The sequence below is a fragment of the Geobacillus sp. JS12 genome, from assembly GCF_001592395.1.
Taxonomy (GTDB): Bacteria; Bacillota; Bacilli; order Bacillales; family Anoxybacillaceae; genus Geobacillus; species Geobacillus zalihae.
This window is the reverse complement of sequence record NZ_CP014749.1, coordinates 3,405,577-3,428,265: the sequence shown is the minus strand read 5'-3', so window position 1 is coordinate 3,428,265 and position 22,689 is coordinate 3,405,577. Positions and strand designations below refer to the sequence as shown.

35 protein-coding genes are annotated in these 22,689 nt (G+C 45.7%); 1 reads left to right on the top strand and 34 read right to left on the bottom strand.

Annotated features, from left to right (window positions below; genetic code table 11):
* Window positions 1-3: 3 nt before the first annotated feature.
* From A0V43_RS16990 to A0V43_RS16890, 24 genes are all read right to left on the bottom strand, one after another.
* Entirely contained in the window at window positions 4-1,041 is a 1,038-nt protein-coding gene (locus tag A0V43_RS16990) for a baseplate J/gp47 family protein (RefSeq protein WP_063193619.1), read from the bottom strand.
* A complete protein-coding gene (locus A0V43_RS16985) occupies window positions 1,034-1,447 on the bottom strand; it encodes a DUF2634 domain-containing protein (RefSeq protein WP_063193618.1) in 414 nt (137 codons plus the stop codon). Before A0V43_RS16985 ends, A0V43_RS16990 begins: the two co-directional genes overlap by 8 nt.
* Window positions 1,447-1,704 carry a DUF2577 domain-containing protein gene (locus tag A0V43_RS16980; RefSeq protein ID WP_014194743.1) on the bottom strand — a complete coding sequence of 86 codons (258 nt, stop codon included), beginning with the start codon at window positions 1,702-1,704 and terminating at the stop codon, window positions 1,447-1,449. Before A0V43_RS16980 ends, A0V43_RS16985 begins: the two co-directional genes overlap by 1 nt.
* A gap of 1 nt (window position 1,705) precedes the next feature.
* A complete protein-coding gene (locus A0V43_RS16975) occupies window positions 1,706-2,665 on the bottom strand; it encodes an XkdQ/YqbQ family protein (RefSeq protein WP_033016787.1) in 960 nt (319 codons plus the stop codon).
* 78 nt (window positions 2,666-2,743) lie between these two features.
* Window positions 2,744-3,340, bottom strand: a complete 597-nt coding sequence (locus tag A0V43_RS16970; RefSeq protein ID WP_236930855.1) for a peptidoglycan-binding protein — start codon at window positions 3,338-3,340, stop codon at window positions 2,744-2,746.
* Window positions 3,337-5,265: a tape measure protein gene (locus tag A0V43_RS16965; protein WP_236930854.1), complete on the bottom strand. Its 1,929-nt coding sequence runs from the start codon at window positions 5,263-5,265 to the stop codon at window positions 3,337-3,339. The genes A0V43_RS16970 and A0V43_RS16965 overlap by 4 nt, the downstream gene beginning before the upstream one ends.
* Window positions 5,223-5,594: a hypothetical protein gene (locus A0V43_RS20625; protein ID WP_236930853.1), complete on the bottom strand. Its 372-nt coding sequence runs from the start codon at window positions 5,592-5,594 to the stop codon at window positions 5,223-5,225. Before A0V43_RS20625 ends, A0V43_RS16965 begins: the two co-directional genes overlap by 43 nt.
* Window positions 5,595-5,777: 183 nt before the next feature.
* Window positions 5,778-6,179, bottom strand: a complete 402-nt coding sequence (locus tag A0V43_RS16960; RefSeq protein WP_014194739.1) for a phage tail assembly chaperone — start codon at window positions 6,177-6,179, stop codon at window positions 5,778-5,780.
* A gap of 11 nt (window positions 6,180-6,190) precedes the next feature.
* A complete protein-coding gene (locus A0V43_RS16955) occupies window positions 6,191-6,655 on the bottom strand; it encodes a phage tail tube protein (protein ID WP_019417361.1) in 465 nt (154 codons plus the stop codon).
* Window positions 6,656-6,673: 18 nt separating this feature from the next.
* Window positions 6,674-7,669, bottom strand: coding sequence for a phage tail sheath C-terminal domain-containing protein (locus tag A0V43_RS16950; protein WP_236930852.1), 996 nt, complete (start codon window positions 7,667-7,669; stop codon window positions 6,674-6,676).
* A complete protein-coding gene (locus A0V43_RS20620; RefSeq protein WP_236930851.1) occupies window positions 7,666-7,971 on the bottom strand; it encodes a hypothetical protein in 306 nt (101 codons plus the stop codon). The genes A0V43_RS16950 and A0V43_RS20620 overlap by 4 nt, the downstream gene beginning before the upstream one ends.
* Window positions 7,971-8,153, bottom strand: a complete 183-nt coding sequence (locus A0V43_RS16945; protein ID WP_044741943.1) for a hypothetical protein — start codon at window positions 8,151-8,153, stop codon at window positions 7,971-7,973. The genes A0V43_RS20620 and A0V43_RS16945 overlap by 1 nt, the downstream gene beginning before the upstream one ends.
* Window positions 8,137-8,544 carry a phage tail terminator family protein gene (locus A0V43_RS16940; protein WP_063193617.1) on the bottom strand — a complete coding sequence of 136 codons (408 nt, stop codon included), beginning with the start codon at window positions 8,542-8,544 and terminating at the stop codon, window positions 8,137-8,139. The genes A0V43_RS16945 and A0V43_RS16940 overlap by 17 nt, the downstream gene beginning before the upstream one ends.
* Entirely contained in the window at window positions 8,534-8,932 is a 399-nt protein-coding gene (locus A0V43_RS16935; protein WP_044741945.1) for an HK97 gp10 family phage protein, read from the bottom strand. Before A0V43_RS16935 ends, A0V43_RS16940 begins: the two co-directional genes overlap by 11 nt.
* Window positions 8,932-9,294: a hypothetical protein gene (locus A0V43_RS16930; protein ID WP_063193616.1), complete on the bottom strand. Its 363-nt coding sequence runs from the start codon at window positions 9,292-9,294 to the stop codon at window positions 8,932-8,934. The genes A0V43_RS16935 and A0V43_RS16930 overlap by 1 nt, the downstream gene beginning before the upstream one ends.
* Window position 9,295: 1 nt before the next feature.
* Complete coding sequence (locus A0V43_RS16925) at window positions 9,296-9,637, bottom strand: phage head-tail connector protein (RefSeq protein ID WP_025950455.1); 342 nt, start codon at window positions 9,635-9,637, stop codon at window positions 9,296-9,298.
* Between the two features lie 2 nt (window positions 9,638-9,639).
* Window positions 9,640-9,786 (bottom strand): hypothetical protein, encoded by a 147-nt coding sequence (locus A0V43_RS19905; protein ID WP_164834629.1) that lies wholly within the window; start codon window positions 9,784-9,786, stop codon window positions 9,640-9,642.
* A 13-nt stretch (window positions 9,787-9,799) separates the two neighbouring features.
* Complete coding sequence (locus tag A0V43_RS16920) at window positions 9,800-10,618, bottom strand: N4-gp56 family major capsid protein (protein WP_025950454.1); 819 nt, start codon at window positions 10,616-10,618, stop codon at window positions 9,800-9,802.
* A gap of 20 nt (window positions 10,619-10,638) precedes the next feature.
* Window positions 10,639-11,196: a phage scaffolding protein gene (locus A0V43_RS16915; protein WP_025950453.1), complete on the bottom strand. Its 558-nt coding sequence runs from the start codon at window positions 11,194-11,196 to the stop codon at window positions 10,639-10,641.
* 131 nt (window positions 11,197-11,327) lie between these two features.
* Complete coding sequence (locus tag A0V43_RS16910; protein WP_014194728.1) at window positions 11,328-11,522, bottom strand: LSm family protein; 195 nt, start codon at window positions 11,520-11,522, stop codon at window positions 11,328-11,330.
* Window positions 11,519-12,976, bottom strand: coding sequence for a minor capsid protein (locus tag A0V43_RS16905; RefSeq protein ID WP_025950452.1), 1,458 nt, complete (start codon window positions 12,974-12,976; stop codon window positions 11,519-11,521). The genes A0V43_RS16910 and A0V43_RS16905 overlap by 4 nt, the downstream gene beginning before the upstream one ends.
* Window positions 12,969-14,393, bottom strand: coding sequence for a phage portal protein (locus A0V43_RS16900; protein WP_025950451.1), 1,425 nt, complete (start codon window positions 14,391-14,393; stop codon window positions 12,969-12,971). The genes A0V43_RS16905 and A0V43_RS16900 overlap by 8 nt, the downstream gene beginning before the upstream one ends.
* 12 nt (window positions 14,394-14,405) lie before the next feature.
* Window positions 14,406-15,668 carry a PBSX family phage terminase large subunit gene (locus A0V43_RS16895; RefSeq protein WP_110107640.1) on the bottom strand — a complete coding sequence of 421 codons (1,263 nt, stop codon included), beginning with the start codon at window positions 15,666-15,668 and terminating at the stop codon, window positions 14,406-14,408.
* On the bottom strand, window positions 15,655-16,095 hold the full coding sequence (locus tag A0V43_RS16890; protein ID WP_025950450.1) for a terminase small subunit: 441 nt from the start codon (window positions 16,093-16,095) through the stop codon (window positions 15,655-15,657). Before A0V43_RS16890 ends, A0V43_RS16895 begins: the two co-directional genes overlap by 14 nt.
* Before the next feature lie 397 nt (window positions 16,096-16,492).
* Between A0V43_RS16890 and A0V43_RS16880 the strand changes: the two genes are divergently transcribed.
* Entirely contained in the window at window positions 16,493-16,714 is a 222-nt protein-coding gene (locus tag A0V43_RS16880; RefSeq protein WP_033016777.1) for a hypothetical protein, read from the top strand.
* Between the two features lie 3 nt (window positions 16,715-16,717).
* Here A0V43_RS16880 and A0V43_RS16875 read toward each other — a convergent pair whose 3' ends face one another.
* From A0V43_RS16875 to A0V43_RS16835, 10 genes are all read right to left on the bottom strand, one after another.
* Entirely contained in the window at window positions 16,718-17,770 is a 1,053-nt protein-coding gene (locus A0V43_RS16875) for a restriction endonuclease (protein ID WP_063193613.1), read from the bottom strand.
* Between the two features lie 90 nt (window positions 17,771-17,860).
* Window positions 17,861-18,361, bottom strand: coding sequence for a sigma-70 family RNA polymerase sigma factor (locus A0V43_RS16870; protein ID WP_033016775.1), 501 nt, complete (start codon window positions 18,359-18,361; stop codon window positions 17,861-17,863).
* Window positions 18,362-18,429: 68 nt separating this feature from the next.
* A complete protein-coding gene (locus A0V43_RS16865; protein WP_063193612.1) occupies window positions 18,430-18,678 on the bottom strand; it encodes a hypothetical protein in 249 nt (82 codons plus the stop codon).
* Complete coding sequence (locus A0V43_RS19900) at window positions 18,678-18,815, bottom strand: hypothetical protein (RefSeq protein WP_164834595.1); 138 nt, start codon at window positions 18,813-18,815, stop codon at window positions 18,678-18,680. Before A0V43_RS19900 ends, A0V43_RS16865 begins: the two co-directional genes overlap by 1 nt.
* A complete protein-coding gene (locus A0V43_RS16860) occupies window positions 18,808-19,350 on the bottom strand; it encodes a hypothetical protein (protein WP_236930850.1) in 543 nt (180 codons plus the stop codon). The genes A0V43_RS19900 and A0V43_RS16860 overlap by 8 nt, the downstream gene beginning before the upstream one ends.
* A 181-nt stretch (window positions 19,351-19,531) precedes the next feature.
* A complete protein-coding gene (locus A0V43_RS16855; RefSeq protein ID WP_063193611.1) occupies window positions 19,532-19,951 on the bottom strand; it encodes a RusA family crossover junction endodeoxyribonuclease in 420 nt (139 codons plus the stop codon).
* A complete protein-coding gene (locus A0V43_RS19480) occupies window positions 19,948-20,202 on the bottom strand; it encodes a hypothetical protein (RefSeq protein ID WP_128578055.1) in 255 nt (84 codons plus the stop codon). Before A0V43_RS19480 ends, A0V43_RS16855 begins: the two co-directional genes overlap by 4 nt.
* Window positions 20,203-20,499: 297 nt before the next feature.
* Complete coding sequence (locus tag A0V43_RS19895; RefSeq protein WP_164834594.1) at window positions 20,500-20,676, bottom strand: hypothetical protein; 177 nt, start codon at window positions 20,674-20,676, stop codon at window positions 20,500-20,502.
* Window positions 20,677-20,862: 186 nt separating this feature from the next.
* Window positions 20,863-21,702 (bottom strand): ATP-binding protein, encoded by an 840-nt coding sequence (locus tag A0V43_RS16840; protein WP_063193608.1) that lies wholly within the window; start codon window positions 21,700-21,702, stop codon window positions 20,863-20,865.
* Window positions 21,644-22,522: a replication protein gene (locus tag A0V43_RS16835; protein WP_063193607.1), complete on the bottom strand. Its 879-nt coding sequence runs from the start codon at window positions 22,520-22,522 to the stop codon at window positions 21,644-21,646. Before A0V43_RS16835 ends, A0V43_RS16840 begins: the two co-directional genes overlap by 59 nt.
* Window positions 22,523-22,689 lie beyond the last annotated feature (167 nt).

Below are 22,689 nucleotides of genomic sequence, written 5' to 3'. Positions count from 1 at the left end.
CCCTTACACCCCCAGTGCCACCATTCCGAGAATCGGCACCTCATCATCTTGCAACGCAACATTCGCCGTGCTTCCATTCACAGTCAGCCCGTTGTAATCAATGACACCTGGCGTGTTCAATAAGAGTGTTCCGATTTTTGCGTAGCTCACATAAGTCATAGAGAAAGCAATCTCTTTCAAATATTCATCGAGCGACGCTGCAAATGCATCTTGTACATTTTGCAGTGTATATCCCGATGCCAAAATGACGTTTGCCGAAACGCTGATCGGTTTGCCCGTCGCCGAAGCAACCGTTATAGCCGCGCCAATGGGCCGCACTTGTTCGATATACTCCTGCACTTGAGCAACCAATTCAGTGGTCGCTGGCTGCATGTCTGTGTTGACGATAGTAATTTTGACAGTGCCAGGGCCGTTCCAAAGAGGAGTCACTCTTGCCGAACCCACTCCAGCCACTTCTGTCGCCCATCGCTTATAATCCGCCGCATTTCCACTCGTTCCGGGCTCCCGTACCTTCTGCAAAAAACGTTTTCGAAGGGAGTCATCACTTTCTTCATCCTCACCCGGAACGAGGACATCTGCTAGTATCGCTGTTCCTAGTCCGTCAATCGGTTCGATCGGAAGCAGACTCCCAAACTCTTGATTGCCCGCGCTTCCTAATGTTTCTGCTTGCATACGGAACTGACCGTCTGCAATTTTTCCGATAGCGACATAGACCATGTCATTGAGCCGGAATCGACTCCCGATCGGAATGTCAAACGGCGCGCCGCCCTCATCCGTGAACACTCCTTTTCGAATGGCCGGCGTCGCTTGTTTTCTATACACACCAAAGTCCGCTGCACGTCGATCCAAATATTCACCCGTCGAGGTTTCTCCGAACGCAAGACGCAAAACAACGTCCAGTTCTGCATACATCTGCGCCAATTCCATCGCAGCTGGCGCCAACGCGTCATAAATGACAGAACCTTCTTGTTTATCAACATCGTCAGGAACTCGATCAAGCATCCTCTGCAAAATTGCCTCAAACGTTTGGTCCTCAAACAATACCACTCACCTCTTTGGACGCCTCTATCTTTCCATAGACAGTTTGGCAAACAAACGTGGCGATAGCTGAATCCCCTTGGAACTGAATGCTGATGTCTTCGACTGCTAGGATGCGCGCGTCTTGAAGCACCGCTTCTTCGATTCTCCGAGGCAATTCTGCTTGGACAAACAATCTTTCTTTGCCACTTAGATTTTCAAAGCCGTAATCATCGCTATAAATTAAATGCTTGAATCGTTCGGTGCTCAACATTTTGAAAATCGATTGCTTGATAGCTTCCAACCCGTCAATCATTCCGATGCACCGGCCTCTCTCAAAGTCGAGACGATACGTTTTGGCAGGAAAGACGGAAGTATCGACGATATCTGTATCATCCATCAAAATATCTTCAGAAGGTAATACTGCCATCACTTCACCACCTTATCTAAAACCACAAATTGCTGGCCTCCTTGAACGCGAAGCAGGATTACTTTATCGCCGCCTTTTAGATTTGCTTGTTCCGCCTGCTCCGTAACAACCAAAAATTCTTCCGTCAGTTTCAATCGCTGATGTATTTGAATCGCAAGAGGGCTTTCGGATACAACCGTGCCAAACAACACATTAACTGGATTAGTCGCTTCCACAGCTTTCACAGCAACTGTTTTAATTAAATCTATCAAGCTCATCTCAAATCACCTTCAAATCTAATTGCATCGTGTGCACGCCACCTTCCCAGTTGTGCGTGCATTCGTCAACGAGAAAATATTGCTTGATGCCGATCTTTTCGATGTACACAAACACAAAACAACCAGCGCGCACTTTCCAATGGCCGAGGCAGGTGAGTTTCAATGATTTCGTTTCACGGTTACGCAACGTAATTAACTTGTCCAACAAGTCTTTAATTTGCGCGGCCGTCATCCTTTCATCGACTTTGCGAAATTCTTGCAATCGTCCCCATTTAGCAATGTTCGCGCTGTCTTGGGCAATATAGACCTCGCGTTTTCCTGTTTTTTTGTTGTCTTGCACGATCTTGATACGATTGTACGTTTCCTCGTCGATTGACTTTTTATAGTCGAAATCAAAAAGCAGACTCTCTTCCCCAATGTAGAAGTCGTCTGCTCGAATGGCCATGTTATTGATATTTCGCAGTTCCAGTTTCCCAAAATGATCGAACAGTACATAGTTCCTGTTCGTTGCAATCAACGTTGAATCTAAAAACTTTGCCACCACATCGAGCGCTTTTTTGTTGTCTTCGACCATCGCTGGCACTTTGTATCCCGTTTCTTCAAACGTTCCAATTTTCAATCCTGCATCGGTTGCAATTTTCCTAATGCCGGCCGTGGCCGTTGTTGAAGAAAAGACAAAGGTGTCGTTGTACATCAAATATCGAAGCTGATCATACGCCTTAACACTAAAATCACTATCCGCATTGAATCCTGTTTCAAACACATAGCCGTAGAAAATCTTGTATGATCCGTCGGTGACACGAATCACGGCTCCACTATTGATGGAAAACTTACGCGGATCCTCTATCACCAACTTTGCTTCCAAGGTGCCGGCTTTCCCGATCCGGCTGGTTGTCCATTTTAAGCTGGCCACGGGCATGTCCCATATGGTTCCGTCTCGATTATCGATGAACACTTCCATTTCATTTCACCCAGTCTGGCGGGATCTTTAGCACTAAGCCGATAGGCAATCGGCGCAATTGACTGTCCTTGATACCGTTCAATTTCTGCAATTCACGATATCTATGACCACTGCCCGTGTAATACTGCGCCACCTTCCACAAGCTATCCCCTCTTTTAAGCGTATAGGTTGTTGGTTTCGGCTTCGTATTTTGCCGAGTGGGGTATTCTTCTTCACGATTTGTTTCGTTCCGTTTTTTGCCTTGGCGATTTTCATTTTTTTTGGGCCGAATGGTACATATTTTTTTAACTCAAGAGAAAAGTTGACGTCCTCGCTACCAAAAGACTCGTCGTATTCAAAACGCTCAATGGTCACCAATTCATTAATCGTAAACGGCCCATTGACATAAATATATCGAACGGGCTGTTTGTGATTCAGCCACTTTTCCAACAAACGAATATAATCCTTCGGCTTTTTAAAGACCGTCGCTGAATAGTGCGTCGGTTGTGCTGGGAAGTAGGACTCCAGAGTAAAACTTTTCAGCTTTGCTGGCTTCGGGACATTCACTTTCCCTAACGAGGCAATCGTAAATTCTTCTCCGTCCCCTTCTTCCTTCACATTCACCTTTTCGGGGTTAACCGGGAGACGGAAGAATTCCCGGTCATTCACGACAAAATATATGGCTCTTTCCGTCATGAGTACGCCCCTTCCGCCGACCGTGCGATTTCATTTGACATGAGCTGTTCAATACGTCGGATCAACTTGTTAATGTCGACTTCGCTGCGAATATCGCCGGTTTGAACTTGGACAGTCGGTGTCAGTGTGATGAAGTACTGAATCGACTTGATTGTCGCCAACTCTTTGAACACTTCTAAATCTTCCTCAGCAATATTCACCTCATCATCAATCTTCCCAACCTTTCCGACTTTATCCAGTTTGCCGCCGGTCGGGTTTTTGCCTTTATCATTTCCAATGGGATTCTTCATGCCAGGGCTGTTGGCGATTTGATTACCAAGCGCTTGGGACGGAAAGGATTTGAACGGATTGCCTGTTTTCCCATTCGGAATTAGGCTTTTCGCTTTATCCCACACTCCTGCCAGCTTATCTGATACGTTTTTGCTGAAGTTGATACCGGCTTTATTCCCCGCGTCAAACGCTTTGGGAAGGCTGAGCAAATTCATCCGTGGAATACTAACCACATTTTTGCTGCTTGTCGGCGCTTGAAGATTTGCTGCCCAGCTTTTCAATCCACCGGAGATGTTGCTTACCGATCCGGCACTCAGTTTGCCGATCGTTCCGATGTTCACGCCTGGTATCATGTTCAGAGCTTTAATCAGACCGTTAATGGCTCCAATCGCAATATTTGCGCCAGCTACAAAAGCACGAGCCAACGCATTGGCCGCACGATCAAAAGACCCGGCGAGCGCCGCCATGTTGTCGATCACCATTTTGGCTAAATCGTAGAACAACTTTTTAACGGCGTATGTCGGATCGATAAACACGTTGGCCAGGAACTCAGCAAACGTTGCAAACAGATTCCATAGGTTGGCCACACTGTTCCAAATATAAGCCCCCAACGCCGCAAACAACCCTGTAATAAATCCAATCACCGCAGCTGTTTGTTCTCCCCATCTTACCGTGGCATAAGCAACGAATCCGATTAAAGCAATGATCGTCAGTAATACCCACGTGGCTGGGGAGCTAAGCATAGCTGCATCGTATACCCATTTTGCGGCTGCTGCCATGAGGGTAGCTGTTCGCACTATCAACCATTTCGCTGCAACACCAAGCAAAATCGCGCCAATCCCAGCTAAAACAGAGCCAATTACCGTCAAAATCGGTGCAATCCACGCCCAATTTTCTTCAAAAAACCGTCCAACGGCACCAACCATTCGATAGAAAAACTCCAGCGCATCAAAAGCAAGATCCATGCCTTTAATAAACACGTTGACAAAAAACATCGCATGTTCCGCCATCGTAGCGAACGCATCAGAGTTCACGAACTGGTTAAACTGAATCAGCAACGGTTCAAATGCGCGGAACGCCCAGTTTTTGAACATGGTCATCGCATCGGAGAAGGTTAAAGGCATGTTTTTAAATTTTTTCTCGATCTCATCCGCAGCCTTAAACAGGGCATTTTTGATAATATCCGCCGTAATCGTTCCTTCGGCTGACATTTCCTTGAGTTGTCCCTTTGTTTTTCCAGTGAAATCGGCAATGGCCTGTGCTAACAATGGGGCGTTTTCCATGATAGAACGAAATTCATCGCCCTGTAGTTTGCCGGCCGCCATGGCTTGCGTCAGCTGATACATACCAGCCTGACGCTCAAATGTCGATGCGCCGGATACGGTGAATGCTTTTCCCATCAACTCCGAAAAACGGACGATCTCATCATTGTTTTTGAAAGCATCTTCTGCTAGCAACCCTAGCTTTGCCACTGAATTGGCCATATCGACATAACCGCTTCGGCTACGCTGGGCGGCTTGATATACTTTCTCTTGCAGTTGCGCTTGTGTTTGCAAACCGTCATTGATATTCGCTAAACGGGCTGATGTAGAAACATACGTATCCGACGCTTCTACAAATGTTTTCGCTCCTTGTTTGATCGCCTCCAATGCCATATAAGCTGCCGCCGAACCAGCAAAAGCACTAAAGAATCCTCTGACGGCGCTAGTTGCTTGATGAATAGGGGAGGCAAGCTGGAAAATTTGGACTGAAGCGGGGTTAAAGCATCGGCCGATTGTTTAGACGCCAAAACTAGACGTTCTAAATCGGCCGATGCGTTTGTAATCGCTTTTCGCGCTTTCGCTAATCCTTTCGTATCTAATTGAGTCGCGCTCGCATCCATCTTTTCCATGACGCGAATGGTTGCATCCATCGCACGAATCATTTTCATCAGAGGTCCTGTCAATTTGTCGTTTAACGCTAACGTTGTTTGCACTCCAGCCATTCGCTCACCCCCTCATTTTGCTTTTTATGCGGTCGTGTTCTTCTTTCTCTTTTTTTAATTCCAACTGAATGCTCGCAATGACAAATGCTTTTTCTTTTCGATCCATTTCCAAAAATTCACGAGGTCGCCAATGAAAACGGTGGAGAGCAATATGTGCGTAAAATGCCTCTCCACCTTCTTCAATTAGTTTTTTGCTTCTTCGACCTCTTCGTCCATCGTTTTATCTAATCCTGAAATTTCCGTTACCTTCTCAAGAATTTGGTTTGCTTCTCCTAAAAGAAACATTTCAGCAAATAGCTTGTCCGCACCTAGCACACCATAGGATTCTTGTAGCTCACGGTCATTTAAATCTGGGTACACAATCGACGCCACGCAAATTTCACGATTGTATCTCACCACATCAAAAACGCGCTCCATTTTGCCGCCTTTACCTGGGCGAAATTTGAAACAACGCTCGTTGATGGCATCAGCTTCACCCGCAGTCAACGGGCGTAAAACGAGTGGTTCGTCAAAACGATCCAGTTTCAGCTCTACATTTTCGTATGGCTTCGCATTCCCTTTTAAAAACGCCTTAAACTTGCTCATATAGGTCCTCCTTAATTAATGGTTTTGAATTGGTCTAGTAAATCGAAGTCATCAAACGTGAATGACACTTCATCTTTTAGGACATCGTCTGAATCTCCGTCTAATTTAGCAATGAGTGTGCTGTCCGGCACAATATTTTTAATGATCGCGGTTTGCTTGCCAGCCGCACTCGTAATATCTGCATTAACGAGCATCGCATCGAAAATCGGCGCTTTCCCTGTCCGCAAATATTCCAACGCCATCGCTCGAATTTCCGGGCGGTGGTAGTAATACGTCATATTTCCTTTTCCGTTTGCTCCAACGATTTTGCTGCCGTTCATACGTGCACCGACACGTTTGACGTCAGCCTTGATATACTCAATGGTCGCGTCAAACTTTACAATCTCTGCAAACTCATATGACTTCCCGTCAATCGTAATATATAGCGTCCCTTCTTTCGAAGAAATGGCGTCTTTCGATTCCATTACACGCGGCATATCGATCACCTCCGTTGATTACTTGCATGCAATCGTCATGTAGAGCTTTTCCATGGCATCCACGAATTTGAGCCCCATCTTCACCAACACGACATCCTTTTCATCACCTTGTTCAACCACGATTTCATCCGGATTATATGGCTCCAAAGCGCCAACCCGCACAAGAGGATCCAACACTGTCTTCATCATCTCTTTTTTGAACAAGTTTCGACCGTCCTCATTGTTGTTTACTTTTCCGACGAAATACTTGGAGTAGATATACTGCGTATTATCCGAGACGATATCCATTTCGCGAATGATTTTATTTTTGCGAAAATCTTGATTTTTGGTCGGTGTGAAGGAACGGAACGTATTGATGTCTTGTTCCACCACTACCGAGTCCCGATTGAATGTATAGACGATATGGCCATCTTTCAACGCTTGCTCGATTTCCTCATGAGTTTTGCGCTCGCAGTCCACCGCTCCTGGATACTCAGCATATGTCAGCGAGCTTGTTCCGGCACTCGCGTACGCCGCCGCATACCAATACAACGCATCTTTTGCCGATAGCTGCTCGTTTCCCTCAAGCGTGACACCATTGAGAACAGACACCACACCTTCATGGTCAGCAGCATTGTAGCTGTTCGTAACGAGCGTCACGTTTTTTCCGTAATTCTCGCGCCATTCTTTTACTTTGAGCGCCAGCAGCGCTTTCACTGTTGGATCGTCCGTACCAACCGCGACCACCTTGAAATCTTGGGTATCAAGACCTGCCGCAAATTCCGCATAGGCATCATTGGTTGCAATCCCTGTGGTTCCGCCAGACAGTGTCAATGTGATATCGGATGTGGGCAACTGACCGCTAAACGTCACAAACGGATTTGGTTGTAAGTCGGCGATGGTAGCTACCGTTTGTGTGTCAACGATATCCCCGTCAAAATATGTTTTCACCGTCGCCGTGCCGTCTAAATTCGCCGTCACTACTACCGATAGTTTGTTGCCATCAGAGCCGGCGTGCTTGGCGGTCGCTGTCAATCCTCCACCCGTTGCCGCGGCTTTATTCCCCCGCTATTCAAGTTAAAAATCAGTACTTGACTGGTTGCCTTGAACGCTTCACGGAGTGGAACGATTTCGTTCAAATTCTTCCCTAACACTTCTTTAAATTTGGTGTTCGGCGTGACCTTTACGAACTTTCTCGCTTCGCCCCAATCTAATTTGATGGGAATGGCCACAACCGTATTGGAGTCCGGCGTCGTTGTGTTCAGGCTGTTCGTTTCAAAATTGATATACGCGCCAGGACGAATTTTGTTTTGCGTCTTCCATGTACCTCCTGCCATTATTGAACCTCCTTCGCTTTCCATTCGCTTAACAGTGAGTCGACTTCTTCTTTCGTGTACGTTTTCGCATCATCTAAAAGAACCTCAAGCAACCATCGATCTTTCCCATATTCCGTCGCGTTCATAAAAGCCGATTTTCCATATCGTGCCTCTGACGTGCTTTTTTCAGTTTGTCGTGCCAACTTCCACCCCTCCTAACGTCTGCATCTTTGTTTCGTCCGTCTTCTCTTGAAGCCGTACAGAAACAGCAAATGTAATGACAAGCACATCGTCCTCTTTTGTCCCTTCTAACCGATGTACATGATACTTGTTAGCGATATATTGAAATTCTGTTTGAAACGTTTCAAACACGTCATCGCATTCTGTATCTACTTCTGTAGATTGAGGAAAGTACACTACATTGAACGAATACGACCGTTGCACTTGACCTTTGACTTTTCTTTCTTGGCCAGATCGAATGATACGCACAAGAAAAGCAGGAGTTTGAAGCCCCTGCTTAATTTTCTCGTCGTATACTTTGACATTTCCAAACACTTGTTTAATTTGTTGAATGATGAGTGTTTTAATCTCCAAAGATCCGCCTCATCTCCTTTTCGATCTCCCGTTGCCACATGTTCGGGGCGATTCGGCGCATGTCATCCATCGTTAGCTTCAACATAAACCGTCCTTCTACCCACCCGACGGTCTGTCCAGCCACCACGATACGATGTCCGTTTTCCACAAACGATGCATATTCTGCCTGGTTGTAAATGTGAATATATATCGTATCACCCTTGCTCATCACATAATACTTCCAGTTGTTTCGCAAGTTTCCGGTATCAACGGGCGTTAGTTTTTTCACCTTTCGAATGGCTAGCTGTGCGATGCGTCCGGCCACTCTCATTTGCACTTGATGAGCGATTTTATTCAGCTCCACCAACTGCTGTTTTAGCACTCGAACTTCACTAAACTCATAGCCCATTATGCATACCCCTTTCTGATGAGCAACACCTCCTGGTGGGTAACATACACAAACGGTTCTTTGGCCGACTCATATCGAACGCCATCGATGATAAATATATCGCCGGCGCGTACGTCAACGTCGCCGGATAACAAGACTTTGACATCATACTGAATGATGTTGGCTTCGCCTTGCGATGCGTTATTGAGCGTCATGCCAACAGTTGAAAGGCGACAAGGCACGTTTTCGTGCTTTGTCGCCCACTGCATTCCGTCGGCGCCATTTGGCTTCTGATACGGTTCGTATCGTTGGATGGTAGCTGTTCGGTCATACAGCCGTTCGACCGCGGATTTGGCTTTGAGAAAGATGTCACGGGCCCGCATGCTACCACCTCATTTTGCGAAACTTATATAACGCATTCTTGTATGAATGAACAACACTCTCTACTTCTGTTTCGCCTTGGCTCTTTTCGTGGGTCGTGAACGTGATTTGCACGTCCCCTTCTTTGATGGACTGGACAGCCGGTTCGGCATCAGGAGTGTTTTTTTGCCTCAAACGAACCAAATCCACAACCATGTTCGCGTGGACATACCGCAACTCATCTGGAACGTCCTCCCGATTACAAAACGTCTTGATCGCCTGGCCAACTTCATCGATGTACATCTCCAGGCGATCGTCAGACAGAGAGGTGTCCAATTGGGCTTTCACAATCTCAAGAACGGTCATCACTATTCAGCTGCCTTTTCTGATGCCTTTTTTGCCCCTTTTTTCGCCTCTTCCTCCACCACTTCTTCGTATCCAGCCTTTTTAAAGGCGGCCTCTTGTACATCGTTGTGCGCGACCAAAACAACGTCGCCTTTTTTAAATTTCTTCATGTCCCGTCACCCCTTACGCGTTTTTGTGCACGTAAATGGCGTTCTTTTTGTTCTCGAATACGAACGCATCGTAACGAATACGTCCTTCCACCAATGTACCGTTAATGCCTGGCGGATTTTCATGCGTGACATAGTCAGTCAATTTAATTGGTGCCACTGTCGCCATCGGATGCGTAATGAAGAACTCGACGTTGGCTGGCAAGTAAGAAGACGGCACCGTAATCAATGGAATCCCGTCAATGAGACCCACTTGCCCTTTCATTAGTGCATCCTGTGCGATATCAGACGCTTTAATGAAAGACGGGTCTAAGCGAATTTGTTTATAAAAATTCGCGCCAATATACGCTACGCGACCAACCAATGGCACTTTCAAGTCTGTAAGTGTCGTTGTCGCATCCAAAAACGCCTCATACGCATTATCCTTTGTAATCGGCGCCGTCGCCGTCGTGCCCGCATTGGCGCAAATGACTGCAAAACGATAGATGTCCACCTCCGGCACAACCACTTCGTCAATCTGACGGGCAAGCGCTTTGCCGGCCTCCATAACACCCATGGTATCTTGTTTCGATTTATTATCGATCGTAAACGTAAAGGACCGATCGCGTGTTACTTTCATTTCTTGCACACTGTTCTCCAGTTCGACCGGTGTGCCATAACGATTGTTTCCTGACGGCGTATAATCTTGCATCGGTGCTGTTGGGATCGAGAATACCTTGACCGTTTCGACCCCAACCCACTCCAAATCTTGATTTACAGCTCCACCCGAAAGAGATTGTTTTTTGAAACGCTCGTCGACATATGGCGCATACTTCTCCGCATAGTTAATTGGCATTGTTCATTACCTCCTACACATTAAATAGAATTAAATCCAGCTAAAAACGGATCCTCTGGATCCCCGCCAGTCGGATTGCCTTCAGCTGGTTTGATCCCCGTAATTTTCGGTTGATGGTTGTTTTCAGGCACAAATAAAAAGGACTTGGTTTCTTGCAGCGTCTTTAACTGCTCATCCAGTCCTTTCGTGATGTTTCCGTTTTCGTCTAATTCAATAGCGTCCTTGTCAAGAAGCGACGCAACCAAATCGGCGTCATGCACTTTTCCATTGATCGCGAGTTTAATCGCGCTGTTGAGTTGTGTTTCTTTGATTTTTGCCTCATATACTGCCTTCTCGTCTTTATATCGCTTCTCTAATTCCGCAAGCTTCGTTTGTAGCTCTTCATTTCCCTCGGCTTGCTTTTTCAACTGTTTTAAGTCGTTGTCGCGCTGCTCTAGCTGTTTTTTCATATCGTCAAGGTTGGCTTTCAACTCATCGACTTTGGTCTTGTGAGCTTCAACCGACTTTCCATGCTCGGCCATAATTTTGTCAATGACCTCTTTCTCCAGTCCTAAACTTTCGAGAAATTCACGTTTCATTCTTGTTCCCCTCCAGGTTACGTTTTTTTACGTGGTTACGGCCACGAACCGCTTTGTTCTTTAACGTCTACAAATGCTAAAAAGACGAGGGAAAATAAAAAAGCACATAACCGTTTTGTTTGGTTAGGTGCTTATTCTATAATTTGAATTGACTTAATTTCTGGCTCACCAACACCGATATATTTTCCGTCGATAAACATGTCAAGACTATCATAATCATTATCGGTATCTTCTTGGTCGGTATAATCTTGGACAATCCCCTCTAATATTTCACCATCTTTGAGAGTAACTCTTATTTTCTTTCCTACATATTCCCATAATCTCAATGCTCCATCCCTCTTTCTTTTATTAAAGTTGGAACAATATGAGTTCCTGTCTTACTATAATGTATTTTAAAGTCTTTTGTTTTTACTTCTTCTCCCGTTGTTTGATCCACATATACCCCGATGTATTTATCACCTTTTATGAGTTCTTTATTTATCCATTCTCCTTTGCTACTGAATTGAAGTACACCAGTACCAGCATATTTTCTCACTAACTCATTAGCTTCCTCATAAGAAATCGTTAAATAGCTTGGCTTCTGCTTACCCTTTGCTTTATTTCTCTCTACATAATCAAGATAGCGTTTATGAGACGGATTATGCTTGTCGTAATGGTTTCGGCTGTGTTCCAATTTATAAACACCATTACGAATATCGGCTCGTATCTGTTCTTCTAACGCTTGGCGCTTCTCTCTTTCTTTACGTTCCGCCTCGAGCTTCGGTTTCAATACATGTTCATTATACCACTCTTCATAAGGAACCGAACCCACCAATCCATTCATGGACTGGCGTTTTTCGCCGTTTGTGTACTCCGACTCATCAAAATGCGGGATCGTCGTCGTTCGGCAGCGCACATGAAACGGCGGCGCATTCGTGCCTGGCTTATAATCTTTGACGTTATAAACCTTGCCGTCTTGATATCTACAAATATCTGATGTTCGCATATCGAGCGTGGCCAAAATCTCGTATTTCTCCATTCCTGCATCGCGATAGCTGTTGTGCGCAGCTAAATTGTGAAAGAAGCTCGCTTCCGTCCTAACCAACGCTTCGGCGCGCGAGTATGCAACGTCTGTCACTCTCACTATTTCTTTGGCCGTCCGATCGATGGACCGGCCGATGATGAAGCTTTGTTCGAGCGACTTTCGAATGTTTTGCATGGTTTCTTGTTCGTGGCCCCAAATCCGTTCAGAAAACTCTTTGCCACTCCAGTTATACGACATCACTTCGCGCATGGTGCTGTCATCAAGTATTTGAACGTTTGCAGGGATGCCGGCCATCGCGAAATCATACATGAAGTGGTAGTACGAGTTTTGGTACACATCGACCAACCCCGTATAGGTGTACTCCTGCAATCCGTTTTTTCCGCCATAGAGGTGCAGCATCATCATTTCGATTTGCGCTAAAAGCAACTCTAATCGCGAAATCCGAACACGATAACTGACTGCGTTGAGCAAATTTTCGTATTGCGGATTTCCCGCGAGGGCCATAGCACGAAACCGGGCCAAATCGACTTGCTTAAATTCTTCAATTTCTTGGGACGTTAAAATCTTTTTCGCCTCATACAATGAAAGCTTGTTATCTCTCGCATACCTTGCGTAAAACGCTTCAATCTGTCGCACAATATCTCGCTGCGCTTCTTTCAGTCGCTGTTGCATCTGCGCTAAATATTTCTCGACAATCAACTGCGCTTCCTGTTCTCTTTGCGCGGCACGCTGCTCCCAATACTGCCGGCTATTCATTTACGTTCCCATCTTTCCTTTGTTGCTGGAACGCGCCCTGGTAGCCGTTATACATTTGTTCTTGTTCCTGTTGCTTCTTCAATCGTTCCTCGACTTGCTCCGTATACCACGGATGATTTTCACGAATTGTCTGGTCATCGAGAATACCAACCGACGCCTGGCAGTTGGCGATCACCTCTGACTCATTAATGATGATGTCACGGTTGAAGATAATTGAAATTGGCTCATTCGTGAAATCGCCTTTTCCTGTCATGAGCAAATACTGGTCGATGAACCAAATCAAATGTTCTAGGCTTGATTGAAACTCGGTTTCAAGGATGTTGCAGTCCATATCTAAATCCGAATATCGGTATCGAAGCGCCACTCCACTGGCGTTGCCCAGGTTCTCATCCTGTGTATCAACCCCGCGTCCAAATTCATAGATGGCTTTCCGGATCCGAAGAAGCTCTTTTTCCACCGCGTCTGTCTGAAGATCGGCTTGGAGCTTATCCACATCACCGTTTTCATCTAACTTTACCGCCCGATATCGGTTCAAATCATTTAAAAATTCCTGTAAGTTCGTCCCGCCATAATTTACTAACTTATAGATGAAATTCGGGATGTCAGCCAACAGATCCGCATTTACGGAAGCTTGCAAATTGTAGTCATCAATCAATGACTTGATACAGTCGATCAGTGGCTGCTCTTCCTCATTGTACTTGAACGCAATCAACGGCATGCGCTCCCACAGATACGGCTTTCCATCGATCATGAAATGATAGTTTGTTTCCACTCCAGCCAACACATCTGGGACAAGCGAATCTGCCTGCCAAACATAATATCGAATTCCTTTCGGATGATGATACTCGACCTTCTTTTGTTTTTGCTTTTGGCCATTCATGAAAATGACCTCTTCATAAACACGAATAAACGACACGATTTCTTCATGGTCATTATCGGACCAAAACGGAATAATCTGCTCGCTTGGAATCTTTTTAAACGATAACTCGCCTTTTTCGTCAATATACACATATAAAAAAGCGATCCCTTTATTGATCGCTTCTTTGCCGAGATTTTTAATCACCTTTAACAGCCGTTTATCAAACATATCTTGCATAATTTTGCGGTATTCTTCGTTTTCTGTCGCGATCGTCGGCTCCTTTGAAAGCAAATAGCCCACCTTTTGATTGACGAGCTTCTTCACAAAGTCATGAGCCAATTTTTGATTGGAACGCCACGTGATTTCCTGATTTTTCTTTTCAATGTCCATCTTCGTGCGGTAATATCGATCGCCGAGCAACATCAAATTCCGCTTTTCGCTTGTCTCCCAGTCTTTGACGATCGCCGCCAAAAGTTGCTCATCTGTCATGATCCCTTTCGCAAGCTCCGCCAACGCCCGCTCATGCCATGGCGCCCTGAATAAGTCCTCAATCAGCACATGATCACCTCCCTATTTCAAAATTGATACGGATGGCCGTTTCATATCGTCTTCAAACGCATACCGTGTGGCATCGATCGTATGGTTATTTTTATCCTCCAGTTTGGGCTTTGGATTGCCGTCTGCATCTACCTGATAGTCAATAGACTCAAATTCTCTTGCGATGTTTGGTGTTCTCTTTGGGTCAATGACGATCGCCTCTAGGTCATCCAGCCATTTCTCCCCGTACTCCACGCTTCCCGGCCCCTTCTTGGCTCCTTTGATTCGTGGTATGCCGTGCTCTTTCTTCATTTCATCTATCGATTTCGGTTCGGCACTATCGGCAATGATCGGTTCAAGATGATAATTTTTCGCTTTGATTTTTTCAGCTGCTTCCCGGTTCGATAACTTTACACCATATATTTCGTCAATCGCGTAAATCGTTCTCCTCGTTTTATCGTAGTGCCAGCGTACAAACGCGAACGGATCCACACCATATCCCCAGTCAATGCCCTGGCGGATGTTATCAAAGCTCTTCATCTCGTCATCCGTAATCGTCCGAAACACCAAGTTGTCAAACGGTACCACACCACTCCCGATCGGCTCGCCAAGGTATTCATGACGATACTTCATTTCATTCGTTCGCTTTGTGTGCTCCGCTTCCTCCATGAAATCCTGCGACAAAAACGGATTATCCAAATACGTCGAGTGATGAACGAACGTGTTTTCAGGAAGAAACTGCGTTTCGTATTTTTGGTTCACCCATGATTGCCTCCGTTTTGGCGGGTTATAGCTGTAAAAAAACGTATATCTCAACCCATCTGGAAGCTCTCCGCGCAACACCGACTTTTCGATGACAGACACTTCTTCTTCTGTCTTAAATTCAGCAAGCTCTTCGATCCACATAATTGCTAGTGGAAATTTCGATGCTTTAATGGATTTGATTTTTTGTGGGTCATCAGCACCGCGGAACAGAATCCGATTTCCTCGCGGCAGATACGTGATCCGCATCGGGTTGATCGTCACTTGAAAATACTCTGTGACACCCAATATTTCCATCGCTTCTTTCAGCTGTTCCAACACCGAATCCGCTAGCGTGTTCCCGACCCTGCGTACAACAAGAGCCGTCACCGGATACCGCATCACCAGCAATAACACCATCATTGCGATATGCGTAGATTTGGCGCTGGCCCGACCACCTTTCAGTACATAGCGCAAATAACGTTGCTGTTTCACCAGCGCCCACACTTTTTGGAACGTTGGTGTAAACACTTCAGAAAGCCTAATCTGCTTCATCGGACTCACCGATGTCATCGATAATTTGAACACCAAAATTGGCGTCAATTTGCTGGCGCTCGGTCCACATGGCGAAGCGCTTGCCGAGGAGCTCAGCGGCTTTGACACGATCCCGAATGCTTGGTGTCTTATCTTCCAATTCAAAAAATCCTTCGCCTTTTCCGACAGGGATTTCTTCCGTGACCTCACCACGCAGCACTTTTGTCAAAAACTCCAGCACCTCATCCTGCGAAGCGACGCGTGCTTTATCTTTTTCAGCTAAGCGTTGACCGATGTACTCTTTAATCGCAACATTTTGCAACAGTTTGTGCGCATGACCTCGAGCCGTAGCGTCGGAATACCCAGCCTTTCTCGCCGCCTCTTCTGCGTTTCCTAATTCGATATAATAATCCGCAAACGCTTTTTGTTTTGGCGTCAACTTCCGCATCTACATCCCACCTACCTCCTCCTCTATTTTCTTTTGATCGCCCCGCGATGTCGCTTGTACGTTGGCCGATTCACGCCCATGATTTCGATCCAATCGCGCCAGGTCATCTTGTCCCTCTTCTTCATACGACGCAGCTTTCGTTTATCTTTATCACTCAACGCCTCGTGCAACTTATACACGTGGATCACCTCACTTAAATAAAAAACGCCACCCGATCGGGTGACGCCAATGGAAAGAGGTTCGGCTTGCCACTTTTCACTTATTAGTGGCATTCACACGACAAAAATACAGTGTTATAAATAAGTTTTGCTTTGACAAAAGTAAAAATGATATTATTAAGTCATAAGGAAACATTTATGTTGTTGTTGAATATGATTAAAAAAGGGGGCGAGGTGACATGAAGAAAATCATTGGCATTCTTTCTCAAGTGAATATGTCTGTACTTCTTATTGCCTTTTTCTTCTTGTTGTACGACCTCACCCTATTGAAACTGGACGTATTTGGAAACCGTACCGTAGGTGTTTTTTATATTAGAGAACTTGTCTCTCTCGTGTCCGCAATATTGACAGTGAAAAGTTTCTTTAAAATCGAAAACCGTTATAAGGAGAAGGAAGAATGAAGCTTATTCTTCCTTTTTTTCATCTTTCGCTTCTACTGGTAGAGAAGTTTGTTTACTCAGAGATTCAACGTATGCTTGTAATGATTTTTGCAATTGTCCGGGTAATTGAATTTCAAGATTTTCTGCATTCATAATCAAACGTTCTTTTTGTTCATCGGTTGGCTCGTTAACTCCCTCTTGAGTTTGACCTTGCTGCTTTAGTTTTTGCCACTCCAGCAACCTTCCCACAATCCCCGGTGTATCGAATTCTATGCCGAAAAACTTTACTCGCCCGCCGATTATCCCAACGAGTGCTACTGCTATCATGATGATAGCAGGAATATACCCTATTAATTCGATGGCTCCGGGAGACTGGACATTGATTTTAATATCAATTTCATCGTCAAAATGACTATCAGCCAACGCGAACAAATCAGACATGAAAGATATAAAGTGATGAGCTTTGATGTGGTCTTTCTTACGCACATGTAGAATAAAATGGCACTTGTCTCCCTTGATATAAAAGTCAAATAACGCTTTATCAATATACTCGGCATATCCATCCGCTTTGGAAATAGTATGCTGAGAATAAATAAGCCTGTATAACTGCGGGTCTAAATGATCTCTTCTTACAACCTTAATCCATTTTACTTTTCTTCGTTTGCGATAAGGGCAAACTCCTTCATACTCAAAGAACCACTCCGAATGTTCGTCCATATCTTCAATCTCAATGGGGATATTTTCCTCGTAAGGCGTTTCGTCTTGTATAATTCCAAAGTGTATATAAGCTGATTTATTAGAAGGAATTAACACAACATCGCCCTTCTTGATGTCATGACAAAACGCCTTAATCTGATTGGCTACATACTTGGGCCTGTTTTCGTTCTTGTATTTTTCCCGAACAATATCTTCTAATGGACGGTGATCGTGTAAGTGTTTCAACTCAATTTGGTTCCATCCGATACCTATGAATCCATCATGAACAAAATGGTCATAATACTCTCCTGAATTCGTCCTTACAAACCAATACCCCCTATCTATCGGAATGTTAGGAATGTGTTTTGCTAACTCTTCCATTACCATCATCTCCCCTTTATCCAAACTTTTTCAATCTTATTTTACAATGCTACAAATGTTATTATCTATCAAAAAATGAAATAGTCCTCTTCACCCGCAAAGGCAGAAGAGGCTTTCGTTTATACGTTTTTTTATTTTCTTTTCAGCTCTCTCGATCATCGTTTGGACACTGCTTGACGATATGCAGAGATAGTTCGCAATCTCACTATATGTCAGACAATATCCACGCGACATTAGATATACTTCCCGTTCCCGATCAGTAAGCACTGATAAAGCATCTTCGATTCGTTGCCGGTCCCATTCTGTGATAACACTTTCCTTTTCGTGATCGTCCCATTCGTAAGTTGGTTCGCTGGAACGGAAAAATTTCTGCATCAGTAACGGATCAAATGGTTTTTCGCGTTGATAAGCAGCTCTTCGTTCAATACCACGTCGATTACCAGGTCTTCTTCCTGTTGTCATCCACTCTATAGCAAATTCCAGATCCGAAATCATTCCTCTGATTATCTTTTTATCTTCATCCGATGCCTTTTCTAGGAGTTTCTTTGCCAACCGTAACGATTCCCTATATTGTTTCAAAAGCTCCTCCATCGGACCCCTCCTGTGTTATACTTAATGCAGAGAGCTGTTAACGCCGGGAGAAGTCCGGTCTTTTTTATTTATTGATCTTTTGCACGATTCACAAAACATAACCAATGCTCGCGGATTTTTGTTGCTGTCTTCGACCCGATCCCAGGGATGTCTTCTAGTTGCCCGAGCCATTCGAGCATCAGTTTTGTGTCCAACTCGTTTTGGCGTTTAGCTCCGGCGTGAAAACCTCGGTTCCACGCTTCTGCCAGTTCTGCCTGGCGGACAGGGAGCGCTGTCATCTCCCCACCTCGCCTGATCCTGCGCAGCGTTTTCCCCATCACGTCACTACCTTCCAGCCTTTTTTCAGCCGGCTTTTCAACTCGCACTTTTGCAACGGCTCATAGCGGTAGACGGCTTGTCCATCTTCACGTCGAAACAACAGGTACCATTTCAGCCTGCGCTTGCGCTTACTCATCGTATACATCCTTTTGCAGTTTTTGGAGAGCGTATAGTCTCAGCGCTCGGAGTTCTCGCGTCGCATCTACCCAACTTTCCTCTCTCCGATCTTTCTGTTGGCGCAACTCGTTGGCTTGCTCTTTCAGTCTTTGTATTTCATTTTCGAGAACGATGATTTCTTTATGCAGCCGTTCCTTGTCCGCCATCGCCGTTTCGAAAAGCTCTTTCCAGTGTTCAATTTCCTTCTCTTTCTCCGTCAGCAGCTTGTGCGCGTGGATCGCTTCTCGTTTGAGCCATTCGATGCCGGCCTCTTCTGTTGTATCTTCAGTGATCGTTTCGCTATCGGTCGGCTCATTCTCTGCCGTTTCTTGCGATTCAGTCCCTTGTTGTTCCAACTCTTCTTCCAATTGAGCGATCTTCTCCTTTCGAAATCTCTTCCAGCTATACAGCTGTTGTTTGGTGATATTCTTGATCGCTGCGATCACGGCATCGCTGAATCCCTGGCGACGCAAATCGATGTATTCCTCAACAGTCAGGTCGATTTTCTTGGTCACTTCGGTCTCCTCCCCTTTGAGAATATCGTCAATCGATTCCCCGTTCCGGTATCGTTCCAACTGTTCCGGCGTCAGCTGATACGTCCTCACAGTCGTATCGATATTGTGCGCCCGGCGGCCAAATCGTGGTTCGCCGGACCGATACGGCGATATTTTTGTTCTTGCCGGCATCGAGGTCACCTCACTGCTCACCGATCGGCACGATCGTGATTTCCACCCGCGGCGTTTCGCTGTACCATTTGGAAATATGTAAGTCTACCACCTGGCTGTCGTCCTTCCAAATGACGTTTTTGAGAGCGTCCTTGACGCCTTTGACGTAGTTATCCACGTCTGGCTTTGTTGTTGGCCTTAGCTGTCCAGCCTCGGCCGCGGCTTTTTTCTTTTTGCTGAAACTTTTCAAGGTAGGCTTGTACACCTTAACCTCAAGGGAAATCGGCCCCTCAATCAATTGTTTCGGTCGATGTTTCGATGCAGCCAATTTCAAATAATGCTTGAAATCTCGTGATTTCTTTGGATCATACATCCGAACGCGGCCATTTACCGTCGTTGCCCGTGGCCGCCCCTGTGCCACAGGCTCGCCATACACTATGATCTTAATCATTCCTCATCCAACCTTTGCACATGAAACGGATTCATATATTGCTCTTGCAGCTGACACCGTTTCTTGTTTTTGTACGGGTTCCCGAAATCAATTTTTCTGATGCAATACGTCTGCGTGATCGTCGTTTGCCGTTCCACATTAGACACGTGTATTCGGCATGTCGTGCCAGTGAAGTGCCTGCATGTCGGACATAAATCCGGGTTATACCGAACAGGCATGTTCTCGTACTCTACAATTCTCGTCCGCTTCATACATCATCACCTAATGCCTTCCGCAATACATACTCAACATATGTCCGTGCCCCAGCACTGCCATATTCCGTCCGACCAAGCGCCTCTCTAATCGCCTGCTCAAGTTCCTGCACGCGCTCCTCTAGCTCCTGCACACGAGCGCATTCCCAGCACCTGATTCTGCCGTGATGACACACATCCATTCCCATCACCTCGCTAGACGCTTTGTTTTGCCCTGTGAGGCGTTCCTCTCGCCTTTGGGTACTTTCCTATTACCCTAGCAAGAAAAACGCCGTACGGGGCAAAATACGCGGTTTTCTAGCGTTCTAGTTTTCGAGTGGCCAGCAACCATCGCAACGTGTAGTAATCCAAATCGTAAACGGATTGCCCTTGATGCTCCCTGATGCCCATGTCTAACAGCTGACGAATCATCATTTGACGTTTGAGTTCCTTTGTGAGCTGAACTTTTTCATAGAGGATGCCCAACGCGATCACCTTCCTCCCAAGCAATATCCTGTGTGATCCCCAATCGCTCACAAGCTTCCGCCAGGCGTTTGCGCCACTCTCGCAGCTTGTCCTCCTCGTCCCTTCGCACCCTCGCTGCGTCCTCGCAGTCACACGAGGCCACCAGCCACGCTCCGTTCATCACCATTGTGTATAGCCGTCCCGTTCCATCGCACTTCACGCACATGTTTTATGCCCCTTTAGCCTGAAATCATCGCCCTCGACTTCGAGGAGATATGGACCGCACTGCCCGAGCAGCCGGCTGGCCGCAGCGTATCCGATCTTTTCACTCAGCGTACCGCGGTCCTCATTGCTGTTGAACACGATCGGCTTTTGCTTTCGGTATCGCTCGTTGATAATTTGGTAGTACAGCGCTTCTTTTGCCTCCGACCACTTCGCCTTGCCAATGTCGTCCCACACAAGCACATCTGCGTTGATTGCTCCGTATAGCAGTTGGTTCAACGTCTCGCCCTCATCGTTCATCATCTTGGCTTGAATCAGCTCGTCCATGAATGTGACATCTGAAACAACTAGAACGTTGAAACCGTCCTTAATGAGCCGTTTGGACAACGCGATTTGTAAATGGGTTTTGCCGACGCCGAAGTTGTTGTGCTGTTGTTTCATTTCAGCCCGTTTGCCGGCCGGCAGTTCTCGAAGGCGTTGTTCCCCTAACACTGCGATGAAACCGAAATTTTTGTCAGACAACTTTTTTGCACCGTTCTCCACGCTAAATTCTTGCAGGTACTCGACTGTCATGTCATACATATCCTGTTGATATGGCGCCGATCGCCTAAAGTTCTCGAAATTCGCATGAATAAATTCATCGGGAATGAGCGCCTGCTTGAACCGGCGCCTCCAGGCTTTCCGTTCCCGGCACTCGCAAGCTCGGGCAAACTCGTAGCCACGTTCGTCTCGATAGAAGAGGAATTCCGCATCTTTGCATCGTGGACACTCGTAGTCACCCCTTCCATCCCCAGGCTCGTCGTGCTGCTTCGGCTTCTCGGAGGATTTGCTCATATGTCTTTCCGCCTTCTTTTGCAGGTCGGCTAACACCTCGGCGATGCTTGTGAATCGTCCCGCCATCCGTACCCTCTCCCTCTTTTTGCTCGTGATATTTGCTAAGGACCACTTTCCGCACATACTCAAAAGAATGGATCCCGTCGCCGTTGAATTTCGGTTGGTACTCGTCAAACACTTCGTCGATCAGTGAAAGAATGTCATCCAATGGGATTGGTTCTCGTAGAAGCTCTTCTATTGCTTCCTCGTCTTTAGGGGAAAGCGATAGTCCTTTTCCCCTGCGCTGAATATATTTGTTAGCAATTACTCTTTTTGACCGGTCTGTCATATGGGCTTCTCTTATATCATCATCAATATTTTTATTTAAATCTTTATTTATATTTTTTATTTCTTGGTAAGCGAATTCGCTTACTGTAGAGTAAGCAGTTTCGCTTACTGTAGTGTCAGCGTTTTTGCTTACTGTAGTGTCAGCGATTCCGCTTACTGTACTTTCTTTCGTTGACTGTAAGCGCCATGTATCATAATCCTTGTTAAACGCTAGTTTTCTGGATTTGGAAAAAGTACCTTCCTCAGTAACAATGATGATGTTGCTTTCGATCAGCTTATCAAGTTCTTGCTTCACTCGTTGCTTATGCACACCCGTGGCTTCAGCAAGAAAGGATAAGGACATCTCATGATCTTTTCGATTAAACCCATAAGTATATCGCCATATCACTAAGACCAGTCTAAATTGAGTCGGGCTGAGCTTGGTCAGCGCCAGGCGTTCTAAAATCTCGTTTGCAATTTTGGTATATCCATGCTCAAGCTGTACGTCTGCCAAGCTCAACACCTCCTACTTTTTTACACATATCGCAAACCCGTCCACCACACGCTTGACGGTATATTCTGGATATCTCCGCATATACTGTAGTACAAGTTGTTTGAAATGCTCCTTGTCTTTGGCCTCCTCCCAAATCCATCTTGGGAGGAGGATTTTGTATTGCGGCT